This is a genomic window from Pseudomonas sp. SJZ131 (genome assembly GCF_007828705.1).
GTDB lineage: Bacteria > Pseudomonadota > Gammaproteobacteria > Pseudomonadales > Pseudomonadaceae > Aquipseudomonas > Aquipseudomonas prosekii.
This window is the reverse complement of sequence record NZ_VIVC01000005.1, coordinates 286286-301132: the sequence shown is the minus strand read 5'-3', so window position 1 is coordinate 301132 and position 14847 is coordinate 286286. Positions and strand designations below refer to the sequence as shown.

Below are 14847 nucleotides of genomic sequence, written 5' to 3'. Positions count from 1 at the left end.
ATTTGAAACGGCGGGCCGATCCGGTCCGCCCTAGAGGTGAACGACATGTTGTCATGGTTGAAAACAAACGCGGCGCTGGCCCGCGAGAAACTGTCCACCGAAGTGGGCAAGTTCAAGAACAAGGAGTTCATGGAAGCGGTAGCCAACAGCTGCGCGATGGTTGCGGCAGCGGATGGTGAAGTGAGCTCGGCTGAAAAGATGAAGATGACTGGGTTCATCAACAACTCGCCAGAACTGAAAGTGTTCAACCTGACCGACGTCATCAAGGTGTTCAACGACGCTTGCGGCAAGTTCGAATTCGACTTCCAGATCGGCCAGGCCGAAGCTCTGAAAGTTATCAGCAAAATTAAGGGCAAGGATGGCGCTGGTCGCCTGCTCGTTCGTGTTGCCTGCGCCATCGGCGCCTCGGATGGCAATTTCGATGACAAGGAAAAGGCCGTCTGCCGCCTCATTTGCCTTGAGCTGGGCTTACCCCCGGCAGACTTTGAACTCTAAGGAACGCACACTGTGGAAGTTACTCACCTGGGTTTCCCCCCGCTGACCATCGCTGTATTCGTGGCGCTGGCGCTCGGCGCGATGATCCTCGACATGTTCACCCACCGCGGTGACCAGCCGATCAGCCTCGCCAAAGCGTCGGCGTGGTCGATTTTCTGGATTCTGATCTCGTTCGGCTTTGCAGGTTTCCTGTACTACGAACACGGTCCGGACGTCGCTACTCTGTTCATCACCGGTTATGCGCTGGAAAAAGTCTTGAGCGTGGACAACCTGTTCGTGTTCATGGCGATTTTCGCCTGGTTCAAAATCCCCAATGGCCTGCGCCACCGCGTCCTGTACTGGGGCATCATCGGCGCCATCGTTTTCCGCTTGATCTTCGTGGCTATCGGCACCGGTTTGCTGGCGCTTGGCCCGTGGGTCGAAGTGGTCTTCGCCCTGATCGTGGCGTGGACAGCGGTCATGATGCTCAAGGGCGGCGGTGACGACGAAGAGGAAGAGGATTACTCGACGCACATGGCGTACCGCTTCGCCAAGAAGCTGTTCCCGGTGTGGCCGAAACTGCACGGCCATTCGTTCTTCGTGCGTCGCAAGACGCTGGAAGGCGAACTGAGTAAACCGGAAAACCAGGGCATGTCCCTGGCGGCCAAGGGTGGTCTGTTCGCGACGCCATTGTTCCTGTGCCTGGTGGTCATGGAAGTGTCCGACGTGCTGTTCGCCTTCGACTCCGTGCCGGCCGTTATCGCCGTCAGCCGCGAGCCGTTGATCGTGTTCTCGGCCATGCTCTTCGCGATTCTTGGCCTGCGGACCATGTACTTTGTACTCGAAGCGCTGAAACGTTACCTTGTGCACCTGGAAAAGGCTGTTATCGCGCTGCTGTTCTTCATCGCCGTAAAACTCGGCTTGAACGCAACCGACCACATCTTCCACCACGGCTACAACATCGATCCGAACACCAGTCTGATCATCGTTGTTGTGGTACTGGCCATCGGCATTCTCGCTAGCGTGATCTTCCCGGAAAAGGAAGTGACGCAGGCCGATAACCAGTAATTGAAAACGCATTAACCAAAAGGAGTTGTACTCATGGCACTGACTCTTCAAAAAGGCGGCAACCTGTCCCTATCGAAGACCGATCCTACGCTGACCAAGATTCTGGTCGGCCTGGGTTGGGACCCTCGCGCAACCGACGGCACTGAGTTTGACCTGGACGCCAGCGCGTTCCTGCTGGGTGCCAACGGCAAAGTGCGTAGCGACGCCGACTTCATCTTCTACAACCAGCTCAAAAGCGCTGACGGCTCCATCGAGCACACCGGTGACAACCGCACCGGTGCTGGCGATGGCGATGACGAAGTGCTGAAAATCGATCTGAGCCGCGTTCCGGCCGACATCGACAAAGTCGTGTTCACCGTCACCATCCACGACGCTGACGCACGCAAACAAAATTTCGGCCAGGTTGGCGGTTCCTTCATTCGTGTTGTCAATGAAGTCACCAACGCCGAAATCGTGCGTTACGACCTGGCAGAAGACGCTTCGACCGAAACTGCAATGATCTTCGCCGAGCTGTATCGCAACAATGGCGAGTGGAAATTCCGCGCTGTTGGTTCGGGCTATGCGGGTGGCTTGAAAGCCCTCGCCAACTCCTACGGTATGAACTTCTAACCCACGGTTTACTGAATAAGGAATCTGATAATGGCTGTAAGTCTTTCCAAAGGCGGCAACGTCTCCCTGTCCAAAGAAGCGCCAGGCCTGGCCGAAGTCATCGTCGGTCTGGGTTGGGATCCACGTGTAACCGACGGCACCGAGTTCGACCTCGACGCATCGATTTTCATCGTTGGCGAAAACGGCAAAGTGCTCGACGACAACAGCTTCATTTTCTACAACAACAAAAAGTCCGCTGACGGCTCCGTTGAACACATGGGCGACAACCGCTCCGGTGCCGGCGAAGGCGACGACGAACAAGTGACCGTTAAACTGACTTCCCTGGCACCGCTGGTGAAGAAGTTGGTGTTCGCTGTCACCATCCACGACTCCGATGCACGCAAGCAGAACTTCGGCCAGGTTTCCAACGGCTACATCCGCGTTGTGAACAAGGCTGACGGCAAAGAACTGGCACGTTTCGACCTGAGCGAAGACGCTTCGACCGAAACCGCGATGATCTTCGGCGAGCTGTATCGCAGCGGTGAAGAGTTCAAGTTCAAGGCGATCGGCCAAGGTTTCGCTGGCGGCCTGAAGCCTCTGGCTGAAGCCCACGGTGTGAGCATCGGCTAACCCTCACGGGTGCAAAAAAGCCCCGCTTTCGAGCGGGGCTTTTTTTTGCCTCGGCGCTGGAGGGCGCGGCGTCAGAGAATGATCCCTTTAGCCTTCGCCTCCTTCAGCCACTGCGGGAATTCCTCCATCAGCTTGTCGTAAAGCTGCTCTTCGCTGATGTCGTGCAAGTCATCGAGGGCGAAGAAACCACAGTTATCCACAACCCGGCCGGTCATGGTGTCGAGTTTTTCCAGGATCCCGTAGTTGTGTCCGCCGATGCCGACGAATTGCCAGAAAATCGGCAGTTTGGCGGCTTCGATCATCAGTTTCTTGATCGCGCCACTCGCGGACACGCCGCCATCGCTGATGAACAGGATGTACACCGGCGTGGTGTCGCGGGAATTCTTGTAGAAATCGATGACTTTCCTGATCGCCTTCGGTTCTTCGTTGTAACGCGCGCCGATCTTCCAGTCTTTCCAGCCTTTGCTATCGGTGTTGATGAAGTCTTTGTGGTTGGCCAGTGTCACCGCGGACAGTTGCAATGTTTCGGCGCCGAACGCCCAGCAATCGAGGGTGCCGTCATCGTCGAAGTGCAGCGCCAGCGGCAACAGGCGATTGACCACTTCCTGAACGCGACCGGAAGCGTATTGCTGATTCATCGAGCCAGACGCATCGAGCACCAGGCCAACCCGTGCTTTCACGTCGGTGAGCTTGGCTTTTTCGAGACTGACCTGCGCTTTCTTCGCCAAGCTGATCAAGTGCGGCGCGGCGCTGCCAATCTTCTTCTCAAGCGAAACGCTGCTGGTAACCGCAGCGGGTGCCGGCGTTGGCGTTGGCGCAGCCGGTTCATCAGCCACATCACCGCCGAAGTGTTTCACCAGTGCTTCAAGCCCTGCGTTAAAGCCTTGCAGGTTGGACGCCAAACGCCATTCGCCCGATTTACGGTACAACTCGACAACCATGATGGCTTTCTCGTCGGCGAAGGTCGCGCCCGAGAACGGACATTGCGCCAACACTTCGCCCGACAGGCTCTTGATGCTGAAACTGCTGGCCTGAATGTCGCGCATCGCGCCAGCGCCATCAATTGAAGTCGTGAAAACCAGTCGATCAATACTTGCCGGCAACTTCGCCAAGTCCAGCGTGAAATCGCCGCCATTGGCCATGCTCACACTGTTGCACGGCGTCGTCGGTTGATTGAAAAACACCATGTAACGATCATCCGACAGCTTGCCCTGGGCATCGATGCCGAAGCACACAAAGTCGAGTACATGCGGCGACTGAACGTTGATCGAGAGAATAAGTTGCGAGCCCGACATGAGGTTGGACAAAGGCAGGCGTTGTCCTTGGCTGATTTGCATGTTCCGTCCCTGTAGTGACTGCGCCGTGCGAGCGGCCGTGATTGGAAGTCGCGTTGATTGCATGAAAGTGCAGCCGATTATGCGCGAGCAACCCGTCATTTGCCCGGACCAAATGGATCAGCGGCGCTGATTGTTTCGCCCGCGCCGCCGCGCTAACCTGCGCACCGCGTGGCCAATCGCCGTTCAAACAGGGAACCGTTATATGAACATTCAGCGCTTTTATCCTTCATTGCGTCGCTTGATAACAATCGAAGCGATCTTCCTGCTGCTGCTGCTCACGCCGCTAGTTGCTCACGCAGAAGTGACCGAGGAAGAGGTGGCCGACAATTGCCAGAAGATCAGCGCGTATTCCGCCGAGGGCGGCAAGTTCTACAAACTCAAGCAATACGCCAAGGCGCGGGCGCAGTACGAGCAGCAGGCCGGTTGGTCGGAGAGTTGCCAGCTCGACGAAGAGCAACTCGCCACCGCTTATAACAACGTCGCGCTGACTTACATCCACGAGGGCAACTACCTCAAGGCGCGGGCATGGTTGAGCATCTTGCCCGACGATAAAAAGTCGATCTTCAACCTCGGCAAGATCAGCGCTCAGGTAAACAACGCGCTGGCCAAGTTGCCGGCTCAAACCGAAGGCCAGTATTGGCAATACGCTGGAGCTTCGTTGTGGAACAGCATGACCATCGCGCCACAAGGCAAGCGCTACAAGATCGACTTCCAAGGTTATTACGCCGGCCTGATGGCCATGTATTCCGGGCCAAACATCGGCGAGTTCTCGGCACTGGTCGAGATCAATAACGGCAAGGCGCATTACGCCATGAGCGCCGACGACGATGGCGACTGCGCTTACGATTTCGACATCCAGAAAGAGCAGCTCACGGTCAAACGCACGGCCGGCGAGTGGTGCGGTTTTGGCCACAACGTCGGCGCCGACGGCGTTTATCACCGGGTCGAGCTGTAGTTAAAAGCTCTAGTTAAAAAGCTGCAGCTAGAAAAATGCTCCGAAACATTCGGGGCTGTTTCCACGCAAAAAGCTACGCCTCCCAGCCCGCCCCACTGACCGCTTCCTGCGCCAGTGGGTGCAGATTTTCCCCATGATGTTCGGTCTGCCAGGCCAGCAACTCCTTGCGCATGCCGGGCGTCCAGAACATCTGCAGATGATTACGCACCCCGAGCACGGCTTCAGCGTGATCCGGCTGACCGGCAAAATACTGGGCGATCTGGTTGACCATCTTGATCAAATTGTCCGTGCTCATCGGCGCACCTCCGCTTTCGCGCCACGGGCCTGCCGGCGTTCATCGAGCAGGCGTTGCTGATTGTCGCTGAACGCCTGATAGCGTTTTTGCCACTCGGAAGGGTGGTAGACGCGGCTCACTTCCACGGCCGTGACCTTGTATTCCGGGCAGTTGGTCGCCCAATCCGAATTGTCGGTGGTGATCACGTTGGCCCCCGATTCAGGGAAGTGGAACGTCGTGTACACCACGCCCGGTGCCACGCGCTCGGTGACTCGCGCGCGCAACACCGTTTGCCCGGCACGGCTGCCGATGCCGACCCAATCGCCTTCGTTGATGCCACGGCTCTCGGCGTCGGTCGGGTGGATTTCCAGGCGATCCTCGTCGTGCCACGCGACGTTCTCGGTGCGCCGGGTTTGTGCGCCGACGTTGTATTGGCTGAGGATGCGTCCGGTGGTCAGCAGCAGCGGATAACGGTTGTTGACCTTTTCCTCGGTCGGCACATAACCGGTGAGCATGAAACGCCCCTTGCCACGCACGAACTGCTCGATGTGCATGGTCGGCGTGCCGTCCGGCGCCGCCGCGTTGCACGGCCATTGCAGGCTGCCGTGGCGGTCGAGTTCGGCGTAGCTGACGTTGGTGAAGGTCGGCGTCAGGCTGGCGATTTCATCCATGATTTCTGACGGATGCCGGTAGTTCATCGGGTAACCCAGCGCGTTGGCCAGCGCCACCGTGCCTTCCCAGTCAGCCTTGCCGCCCAGCGGTTCCATGACCTTGCGCACCCGCGAAATGCGCCGTTCGGCGTTGGTGAACGTGCCGTCCTTTTCCAGAAAAGAGCTGCCCGGCAGAAACACATGGGCGAACTTCGCGGTTTCGTTGAGGAAAATATCCTGCACCACCACGCATTCCATGGCCGACAGCGCCGCCGTCACGTGTTGGGTATTCGGGTCGCTCTGGGCAATGTCTTCGCCCTGGCAATACAAACCCTTGAAACTGCCGCCCAACGCTGCTTCGAACATGTTCGGAATGCGCAGACCCGGATCCGGCTGCAGCGTCACGTTCCACGCTTGTTCGAATTGCGTGCGCACCACTTCGTTGGAAATATGCCGGTAGCCGGGCAACTCGTGCGGGAACGAGCCCATGTCGCACGAGCCCTGAACGTTGTTTTGCCCACGCAATGGATTGACGCCGACGCCTTCGCGACCAATGTTGCCGGTGGCCATCGCGAGGTTGGCGATGCCCATCACCGCCGTGCTGCCCTGGCTGTGTTCAGTCACACCCAAGCCGTAATAGATCGCCGCATTACCGGCGCTCGCGTACAGACGGGCGGCGGCGCGGATATCGGCCGGGGCGACGCCGCAGATCTCGCCGAGCACTTCCGGAGAATTATCGGCGCGGCTGACCTGTTCGCTCCAACGGGCGAAATCGCTGCCCTCGCAACGGGCGTCGATAAACGTCTGATCGAGCAAACCTTCGGTGACGATGACGTGCGCCAAAGCATTGAGCATGGCGACGTTGGTGCCGGGGCGCAGGGCCAAGTGCAACTCGGCGCGCGCGTGCACCGAATCCACCAGATCAATGCGTCGTGGGTCGATAACGATCAGCCGCGCGCCTTCACGCAAACGGCGTTTGAGCTGCGAAGCGAATACCGGATGCGCGTCGCTCGGGTTGGCGCCCATCACCAGAATCACGTCGGCCTTCATCACCGAATCGAAACTCTGCGTGCCGGCGGACTCGCCCAAGGTTTGTTTCAAGCCATAACCGGTCGGCGAGTGGCAAACCCGCGCGCAGGTGTCGACGTTGTTATTGCCGAACGCGGCGCGCACCAGTTTTTGCACCAGATAGGTTTCTTCGTTGGTGCAACGGCTGGAGGTGATGCCACCAATCGAGTCGCGGCCGTAGGTTTGCTGCAACCGGCGGAATTCGCTGGCGGCGTAGGTCACCGCTTCGTCCCAACTGACTTCCTGCCACGGGTCGCTGATGTGCCGGCGGATCATCGGTTTGGTGATGCGGTCCGGGTGCGTCGCGTAACCCCAGGCGAACCGGCCCTTGACGCAGGAATGGCCGTGGTTGGCCTGACCATTTTTGTCCGGAACCATGCGCACCAGTTGGTCGCCCTTCATCTCGGCGCGGAACGAGCAGCCAACGCCGCAATAGGCGCACGTGGTGATCACGCTGTGTTCGGGTTGGCCGAGTTCGACCACGCTTTTTTCCATCAGCGTCGCGGTCGGGCAGGCTTGCACGCACGCGCCGCAGGACACGCATTCGGAGTCGAGGAAATTCTCGCCACCGGCCGCCGCGATCCTCGATTCAAACCCGCGTCCGGTGATGGTCAGGGCGAACGTGCCCTGGGTTTCTTCGCAGGCGCGCACGCAGCGGTTGCAGACGATGCATTTGCTCGGGTCGTAGTCGAAATACGGGTTGGACGTGTCCTTGACGTCGGCCAGATGGTTGTCGCCCTCGTAGCCGTAACGCACCTCGCGCAGGCCGACTTGACCGGCGACGGTTTGTAACTCGCAGTTGCCATTGGCCGAGCAGGTCAGGCAATCCAGCGGGTGATCGGAGATGTACAACTCCATGACGTTGCGCCGCAGCGTCGCCAGTTTTGGCGTCTGCGTGTGCACGCTCATGCCTTCGCTGACCGGCGTGGTGCACGACGCCGGATAACCGCGCATACCGTCGATTTCCACCAGGCACATGCGGCACGAGCCGAAGGCTTCGAGGCTGTCGGTGGCGCACAGTTTTGGAATGGTCGTGCCGAGCAACGCCGCAGCGCGCATTACCGAAGTGCCTTCGGGCACGCTGATGCTGCGCCCATCGATGTTCAGCGTGACCTGCACTTGGCTATCGCGCGCAGGCGTGCCGAGGTCAATGTCGGTTTTCGGGTCGAAGAAAGTGATCATTGGTCGGCCTCCGAGGGCTGCAGACCGAAGTCGGCGGGGAAGTACTTGAGGGCGCTGACCACCGGGAACGGGGCCATGCCGCCCAACGCACACAACGAACCGTATTGCATCGTGTCGCACAGGTCCTTGAGGATCAGCGCCTGGGTATCGCGAGCGCTCTGGTCCGGCGCGGCGAGCATTCGGTCGATGACCTCGACGCCACGGGTCGAACCGATGCGGCACGGCGTGCATTTGCCACACGATTCCTCGGCGCAGAACTGCAGGGCAAAGCGCGCCATGTGCGCCATGTCCAGCGTGTCGTCCGCAACCACCACGCCACCGTGGCCGAGCATCGCGCCGATGCCGGCGAACGCTTCGTAATCCAGCGGCGTGTCGAACTGCGCCGGCGGCACCCACGCGCCGAGCGGCCCGCCGACTTGCGCGGCTTTCAGCGGTCGGCCACTGGCGGTGCCGCCGCCGTAATCGTCGACCAATTCGCGCAAGGTCAGGCCAAACGCCCGTTCCACCAGACCGCCGTGGCGGATGTTGCCGGCCAGTTGAAAAGGCATCGTCCCTAGCGAACGACCCATGCCGTAATCGCGATAAAAGTGCGCGCCTTTCGCCAGAATCAGCGGCACCGAGGCCAGGGTCAGCACGTTGTGCACCAGCGTCGGCAAACCGAACAAACCCTTCAGCGCCGGGATCGGTGGCTTGGCGCGGACCACGCCGCGTTTGCCTTCCAACGAATCCAGCAGCGCGGTTTCTTCACCGCAGATGTAAGCGCCGGCGCCGACGCGCACTTCCATATCAAACGCCTGACCGCTGCCTCCGACATTGGCGCCGAGGTAACCGTTGGCCCGAGCAATCTCCAGCGCTTCGCGCAACGTCGCGACGGCTTGGGGATATTCCGAGCGCACATAGATGTAGCCGTAGCTGGCGCCGACGGTGATGCCGGCAATCGCCATGCCTTCGATCAGCAGGAACGGGTCGCCCTCCATCAACATGCGGTCGGCGAAGGTGCCGGAATCGCCTTCGTCGGCGTTGCACACAATGTATTTCTGCGCTGCTTCGGTCGTGCGCACCGTGCGCCATTTGATCCCGGCGGGGAAGGCTGCACCGCCACGGCCACGCAGGCCTGAGTCGAAAACCTCGGTCGCGGTCAGTTCGCCACCGATGGCGACGGCTCTTTTCAAACCTTCGAAACCACCGTGCTCGCGGTAATCGTCCAGCGACAGCGGCCGGGTGATTCCGGCGCGGGCGAACAACAGGCGTTGTTGCGATTTCAGATAAGGCAGCTCTTCGACCAAGCCCAACGCCAGTGGATGCGCGGCGGGGCTGCCGTTCAGCGCAGCGAGCACGGAAGGCACGTCGGCAGCGCTCAGCGGACCAAAACCGATCCGGCCTTGCGCCGTGTCCACTTCCAGCAGCGGTTCCAGCCAATACAGTCCACGGGAGCTGGTGCGTTGCAGAGGGTTATCCCCAGGCTGCTTGGCCAGCGCTGACGCCACGGCATCGGCGCCCACCGCGCGGGCCAGCGAATCACTCGGCAAGTAGAGGTTCATACGTCCTCCCGGCAAGTGTCGAGCAGCGCATCGAGGCGCTCGGCATTCAGCCGCGCGTGCACCTGACCATCGAGCTCCAGCGCCGGCGAACAGGCACACGCGCCGAGGCAATAGACCGGACGCAAACTGATGCTGCCGTCGGCGCTGCTGCCGTGATCGTCCAGTTGCAGACGTTCGCGCAACTGCGCGGCAAGTTGCTCGGCGCCGCGACTTTTGCACGATTCGGCGCGGCACAAACGCAGAATGTGCCGGGCTGGCGGCGCGGTGCGAAAGTCATGGTAAAAGCTGATCACGCCACGGATCTCGGCCTGGCTCTGGTTCAGCGCGTGGGCAATTTCGGGGATCGCGGCATCGGGGATGTAGCCGAGACCCGCCTGAATATCATGCAGGATCGGCAATAGCGCGCCGGGGGAGCCTTTGTGGCGCTCCAGCAGGTTGTTGACCATCGGCAGGTTCAACATCTCATCAGGCATACAGCATTCCTCACGGTCACGGACAAACCAGAAGGTCGTCGGTTGTCCGAAAGTGTCGGCTGCGGCATTCACACCACGTCACGGCTTCGTGGCATTTTCAGGCCGTTGGCCAGGCACCCTGAGCGGGCATCTTGTTGGGCCCGGTACGGTCTTCGCCGCACCTCTTCAGGGCATAAATCGCAGCTTGCCACGGCGCTTTCAATTCAACGGCACAAAAGCGACGTGCTCGGTTCTTTCCACGACCACGCGTTAAGTCTAGAAGAGCGCAGGCAAAGCCGTGGGTTGTCTGAAATGTTTTGTGGCACAAGCGCGGCGCACCCGCTGTCTATAGTCAACGTACGATGCAACCCGACGAGATCGCAGAGGAACCCACATGAACAAAGCCATCCTGCCGGCGCTGGTCATCCTGATCGCCGCGCAAGCCCCGGCCTACGCCATCAACGACAAATACCGCAAGCAACTGGAGCAATCCGGCTGCACGCAAGTCAGCGAAGCCCAGGGCTGCGATATCCACAAAAGCAAAGCGGAAAACGCCAAGGCCGGTTTCAGCAATCCCGCCGTGGACGCCACCACCGATCCCGCCGCAGACACCGCAGCCACGCCAACGCCAACGCCTTACGCCGGGCAGTGGGTGGCCAAAAGTGAGGCGGGCAAAACCGTCGCGACGATTCGCATCGATGCCAAAGAACAGGTTTGGGTCAACGGCGAACGCGTCAACGCCAAGCGCACCGACGGCACGTTGCAGTTCCGCCACGGCAAATTCCTCTTCACCCTCCAGGGCGACCGGCGCCTGCAAAACCAGGATTACTGGACCGACAGCGATGCCGGCACCAAGGGACCGATTCAGATTGAATAGCCGGCACAGCACTTCAACAACAGGAGCGGCACATGATTGATTTCAACAACAAGGGATTCTTCAAACTCAAGCAAAACGAGGAATACGCGGAACGCGTTTCCGACCTTTTGCTCGACGGCGAACACGTCATCGACTCTTACAAATCCATGCGCGACGGCGTCGTGTTCACCAACAAACGCATCATCGCCGTCAACGTGCAGGGCATCACCGGCAGCAAAAAAGACTTCACCTCGCTGCCGTACAAAAACATCGTCGCGTACTCGGTGGAAACCTCCGGCACCTTCGATCTGGATTCCGAGCTGGAGATCTACTTCTCGTCGCTGGGCAAAGTGAAATTCGAATTCACCGGCAGAACATCAACGGTCGCCATCTCCAAACTCATCTCCCAACACGTGCTCTGAGCCCAACGCAAAAAGCCCCGAAAACTCGGGGCTAAATACTCTATACGGAGAGCGAAATCCGTAGGAGCAAAGCTTGCTCGCGAAAGCGATGCATCAGCCAACACCGAACCCGACTGACACCCCCTCGCAAGCAACCCCATCCCCCAATGGCTACCCCTCAACCACCTCTGCCGCCCGCTCCGGCGCCACAGTCCCCGCTCGATCCCGATCCCGCTCCATCACCTTCACCGCATCATCAACCACCGCCTTACTCAACGACGTCAAATAATGCGCCGCCCACGCCTGCCGGTCGGGATGGCTGGCATAAGCCGCATCCTTAGTCAGCGCTTTAGCCAGGGACAGAAAGTCCGAAGCCATCGCCAACGCGTCGACCAGAGGCACGCCGCGAGTGACGTGGAACAGCGGTTGATCGGAACAGTAAATGGCCGGAGTGAGGCCGATGGTTTTGAGTTCGGATGGGTTAGTCATTGGGCTTCTCCGGTGGTGGAGAGGCTGTGGGGCAGGGTGGAAGCGTTACGCAATCGGGGGTTGCGTGGTGCGGAGGGGCAAAATTTGTACGGATTGCTGGTGGTTTTCATGGTCAACGTCCTTGATGTGGGGAGCTGCCACGTTCGTTTCCACACGAATGGGTGACAGCTGTGCGCGGGGTGGAAAACCGGTAATCAAGGAAACCGGCACGCCCGAAGACGTCCCACGCACAGCCGCCATAACTCACGCCGCAGGCATAAAAAAAGCGCCGGCAAACGTGATGGGGGCGCTGTTGCGCCTTGATTTACGCGGGTTTCCACACCCGGTCGCTGAATTGGCAGCGACGGTGGGGAGGTTATCGTGGAGACCTTCTTTGCGCAACCTTCGAAAACCTGGGTGATTGTGCTCAACCCCAGTAAATACTGGCGTCCGAAACGCGCTGAAACAGGTTAATACCATTGGTCTTGGGTTACATATTTGCGCTTCGGCTCGATGGGCATTTACCCCATAATCGCGCACTCCAATCGTCGGTAGTTCAGCTTCTCGACTAATCTTCAGTCGCTGCAACCCAACTTAAACAGCCAAGGAGAAAGGCAATGACAGATAACTGGAACCAGCGTCAATCGGCTGCCTCCACGAAGGATGCGGTAGAACGTTCGCTGGCCCCATCTGCTTTGTCTGCAACCTTATGAGCCAAGCCGCGCTCGTCAATCCAAGCCTGCTCATCTGGTCGCGTGAGCGCGCCGGCCTCTCCACCGAGCAGGTCGCTAAAAAGCTGCCAGTCAAACCGGATCGCGTCGAAGAGTGGGAGGCGGGCGAGGCCAAGCCAACATTCCTACAAGCGCAGAAGTGGGCGAGCCTCGCGCACATCCCGTTCGGGTTCCTGTTCCTCAAGCAACCTCCCGCCGAACAACTGCCGTTGCCGGACCTGCGCACCGTCGGCGGAATTGCGCCGCAACGTCCCAGTCTGGAGCTGTTGGACACCGTGAGAGATTCCATTCGCAAACAAGACTGGTACCTGGAATACCTGCAACACCAAGAGCATCAGCCGCTGGCATTTGTCGGCCGTTTCAACAGCCGCTCCAGCGTCGCAGAAGTGGTGGCCGATATCCGCCAGACATTGGGCGTTCACCCCGACATCGCTCGTCTGGATTACGACAAGTACACCCGCGCCTTGATCGAAGCGGCAGAGGTGGCGGGCATATTGGTCATGCGCAGCGGCATTGCGCTGGGCAATACTCATCGCAAACTTGAGGTCAGCGAATTCCGCGGTTTTGCGATCAGCAATGTCTTCGCGCCAGTGGTATTTATCAACAGTTCCGATGCTCCTACTGCCAGGCTCTTCACCTTACTCCACGAACTTGCCCATATCTGGATAGGTAGCAGTGGCGTATCGGACGGAAACAGCGCAAATGGTCGTGACGAAGAACGATTCTGCAACGCAGTGGCCGGTGAGTTTCTCGCCCCTGAAGTCCAATTCCGCGCGCTGTGGAACGCAGAAATAGATTGGGAAGAGAACCTGGCGCCGCTAGCCACTCGGTTTCACATCAGTAAATTAGCCATCGGTCGCCGCGCCTGTGATTTGGGTTACATAAGCCAAGCACAATACAGCGCTTACTATCGAATGGTCCTCAAGGCTTTCCAGAATGAAAAGGGTGGCGCGGGCGACTACTACCGTAACGCCACCGCAAAAAACAGTCCGCGCCTGAGCAAGGCAGTGCTGACTGAAGCAATGAGCGGCAGGATGCTGCTACGCGAGGCAGGGAATTTGCTCGGCGTGCAACCTGCCAAATTAAGGACCCTCGCCAATAAGATCTCGGAATGAATCATTTACTCGACGCTAACACGCTGATCGAAGCAAAGAATCGTTACTACGGGATGGCAATCTGTCCTGGATTTTGGCAATGGCTGTTACTCAAAAATGAAGCATTGGCGTTAGCCAGTATTACCCCGGTTATGGAAGAGCTGACCAAAGGCAATGACGATTTGGCGGGCTGGGCGAAAGGTAACTCCGGTTTCTTCCATTCCACTACAGATGAGGAGACGCAATTGGCCTTCGGGCACATTGCCGAGCTTGTAGCAGATCGGGCGCACAGAATGAAAATCGGGGCCATGGAAGAGTTTTTAGCGGGCGCTGATCCCTGGCTGATTGCGAAAGCGATGACTACAGGGGCGGTGGTTGTTACGCATGAAGTATTAAATCTTGATGCGAAGCGAAAATTTATTATTCCCAATATTTGCAGGGAATTAGGTGTTGAATTTCTGAATACGTTTGAGCTGTTGCACAGGCTTGAGGCCAGGTTTGTGTTGCCTGCTTGAGATGGTTTGTATTTTTGCTGAGGATTGTGATGTTTCGGTCAGCTACCTGGTTTTCGCAATGGTTTAAGACATACTCGGCGCGATGAGGTGGTTTATGAGGAATGGGAGGGCTCTCAGTTTGAACTATTCTCTAAGCCAAACCGAACTGACACGCGTAAGAGCCGCTCTATCAGAGCCGTTTAATGATTTCCTCGTTGATTACGACTACATCGCCGAGCAAGTCAGCGGAGTAGATCATCAAATACTTTACGAAATCCTCTATTCAGAAGTGGCGCCCGTTTGCTTCACTAATATTGCGGCTGCAGTGCCTACTGTCTGGACCGGCTTCGATCCAGACTCGCTCAATGCGATGATCGAAGAAAGGCGTCTAGCCCGCGAGGATAATGTGTTTCGTAGGCTGTTTGATAAGGTACTTGTACGCTGGCTGAAATATAACTACGGGTATGTTTTGGCGGAGATTCTTAGAAGGTTAGAGAAATAATCCGTCCCGAGTATGTTGTGGTCTCCGGGAAACCCGATCTTGGTATCGAAGAGAATATTCCTACCGCACTCTCGAAACCCCC

The 14847-nt window shown here is 58.4% G+C and carries 16 protein-coding genes; 10 read left to right on the top strand and 6 right to left on the bottom strand.

Translation table 11 applies throughout. From position 1 onward, the window contains the following. The first annotated feature begins 45 nt into the window (after positions 1-45). From FBY12_RS22320 to FBY12_RS22305, 4 genes are read left to right on the top strand one after another with little or no spacing between them, the layout of a single operon-like run. Entirely contained in the window at positions 46-495 is a 450-nt protein-coding gene (locus FBY12_RS22320) for a tellurite resistance TerB family protein (RefSeq protein WP_092278357.1), read from the top strand. A gap of 12 nt (positions 496-507) precedes the next feature. Next, positions 508-1542, top strand: coding sequence for a TerC/Alx family metal homeostasis membrane protein (locus FBY12_RS22315; RefSeq protein ID WP_092278359.1), 1035 nt, complete (start codon positions 508-510; stop codon positions 1540-1542). A gap of 33 nt (positions 1543-1575) precedes the next feature. Next, positions 1576-2151 carry a TerD family protein gene (locus FBY12_RS22310; protein ID WP_092278361.1) on the top strand — a complete coding sequence of 192 codons (576 nt, stop codon included), beginning with the start codon at positions 1576-1578 and terminating at the stop codon, positions 2149-2151. Positions 2152-2181: 30 nt separating this feature from the next. Further along, on the top strand, positions 2182-2760 hold the full coding sequence (locus FBY12_RS22305) for a TerD family protein (protein ID WP_121733257.1): 579 nt from the start codon (positions 2182-2184) through the stop codon (positions 2758-2760). A 71-nt stretch (positions 2761-2831) separates the two neighbouring features. Here the strand turns inward: FBY12_RS22305 and FBY12_RS22300 are convergent, their stop codons facing one another. Then, on the bottom strand, positions 2832-4097 hold the full coding sequence (locus FBY12_RS22300; RefSeq protein WP_145255978.1) for a VWA domain-containing protein: 1266 nt from the start codon (positions 4095-4097) through the stop codon (positions 2832-2834). Positions 4098-4299: 202 nt separating this feature from the next. Between FBY12_RS22300 and FBY12_RS22295 the strand changes: the two genes are divergently transcribed. Beyond that, on the top strand, positions 4300-5052 hold the full coding sequence (locus FBY12_RS22295) for a tetratricopeptide repeat protein (RefSeq protein WP_145255977.1): 753 nt from the start codon (positions 4300-4302) through the stop codon (positions 5050-5052). A gap of 73 nt (positions 5053-5125) precedes the next feature. Here FBY12_RS22295 and FBY12_RS22290 read toward each other — a convergent pair whose 3' ends face one another. The 4 genes from FBY12_RS22290 to FBY12_RS22275 are packed head-to-tail and all read right to left on the bottom strand — an operon-like array spanning position 5126 to position 10240. Further along, positions 5126-5347, bottom strand: a complete 222-nt coding sequence (locus FBY12_RS22290) for a formate dehydrogenase subunit delta (protein WP_101207458.1) — start codon at positions 5345-5347, stop codon at positions 5126-5128. Continuing rightward, the gene (gene fdhF / locus FBY12_RS22285) at positions 5344-8226 is read right to left on the bottom strand and encodes a formate dehydrogenase subunit alpha (RefSeq protein ID WP_145255974.1); all 2883 of its coding nucleotides are present in this window, start codon (positions 8224-8226) and stop codon (positions 5344-5346) included. The genes FBY12_RS22290 and fdhF overlap by 4 nt, the downstream gene beginning before the upstream one ends. Continuing rightward, the gene (locus tag FBY12_RS22280) at positions 8223-9767 is read right to left on the bottom strand and encodes an NADH-quinone oxidoreductase subunit NuoF (RefSeq protein WP_145255971.1); all 1545 of its coding nucleotides are present in this window, start codon (positions 9765-9767) and stop codon (positions 8223-8225) included. The genes fdhF and FBY12_RS22280 overlap by 4 nt, the downstream gene beginning before the upstream one ends. Then, positions 9764-10240: a formate dehydrogenase subunit gamma gene (locus FBY12_RS22275; RefSeq protein ID WP_121733251.1), complete on the bottom strand. Its 477-nt coding sequence runs from the start codon at positions 10238-10240 to the stop codon at positions 9764-9766. Before FBY12_RS22275 ends, FBY12_RS22280 begins: the two co-directional genes overlap by 4 nt. A 373-nt stretch (positions 10241-10613) precedes the next feature. On the opposite strand from FBY12_RS22275, the gene FBY12_RS22270 reads away from it, so the two are divergent. Both FBY12_RS22270 and FBY12_RS22265 read left to right on the top strand, forming a co-directional pair. After that, complete coding sequence (locus tag FBY12_RS22270) at positions 10614-11096, top strand: hypothetical protein (protein ID WP_145255968.1); 483 nt, start codon at positions 10614-10616, stop codon at positions 11094-11096. Between the two features lie 32 nt (positions 11097-11128). Beyond that, positions 11129-11497 (top strand): PH domain-containing protein, encoded by a 369-nt coding sequence (locus FBY12_RS22265; protein ID WP_092278381.1) that lies wholly within the window; start codon positions 11129-11131, stop codon positions 11495-11497. 150 nt (positions 11498-11647) lie between these two features. Here the strand turns inward: FBY12_RS22265 and FBY12_RS22260 are convergent, their stop codons facing one another. After that, positions 11648-11965, bottom strand: a complete 318-nt coding sequence (locus FBY12_RS22260) for a DUF3077 domain-containing protein (protein ID WP_145255965.1) — start codon at positions 11963-11965, stop codon at positions 11648-11650. Between the two features lie 688 nt (positions 11966-12653). Between FBY12_RS22260 and FBY12_RS22250 the strand changes: the two genes are divergently transcribed. The 3 genes from FBY12_RS22250 to FBY12_RS22240 all read left to right on the top strand — a co-directional run bounded on the left by FBY12_RS22250 (position 12654) and on the right by FBY12_RS22240 (position 14765). Then, complete coding sequence (locus tag FBY12_RS22250) at positions 12654-13790, top strand: ImmA/IrrE family metallo-endopeptidase (protein ID WP_145255962.1); 1137 nt, start codon at positions 12654-12656, stop codon at positions 13788-13790. Then, positions 13787-14284: a DUF4411 family protein gene (locus tag FBY12_RS22245; protein ID WP_145255959.1), complete on the top strand. Its 498-nt coding sequence runs from the start codon at positions 13787-13789 to the stop codon at positions 14282-14284. The genes FBY12_RS22250 and FBY12_RS22245 overlap by 4 nt, the downstream gene beginning before the upstream one ends. A gap of 118 nt (positions 14285-14402) precedes the next feature. Further along, entirely contained in the window at positions 14403-14765 is a 363-nt protein-coding gene (locus FBY12_RS22240; protein WP_145255956.1) for a hypothetical protein, read from the top strand. Positions 14766-14847: the final 82 nt, after the last annotated feature.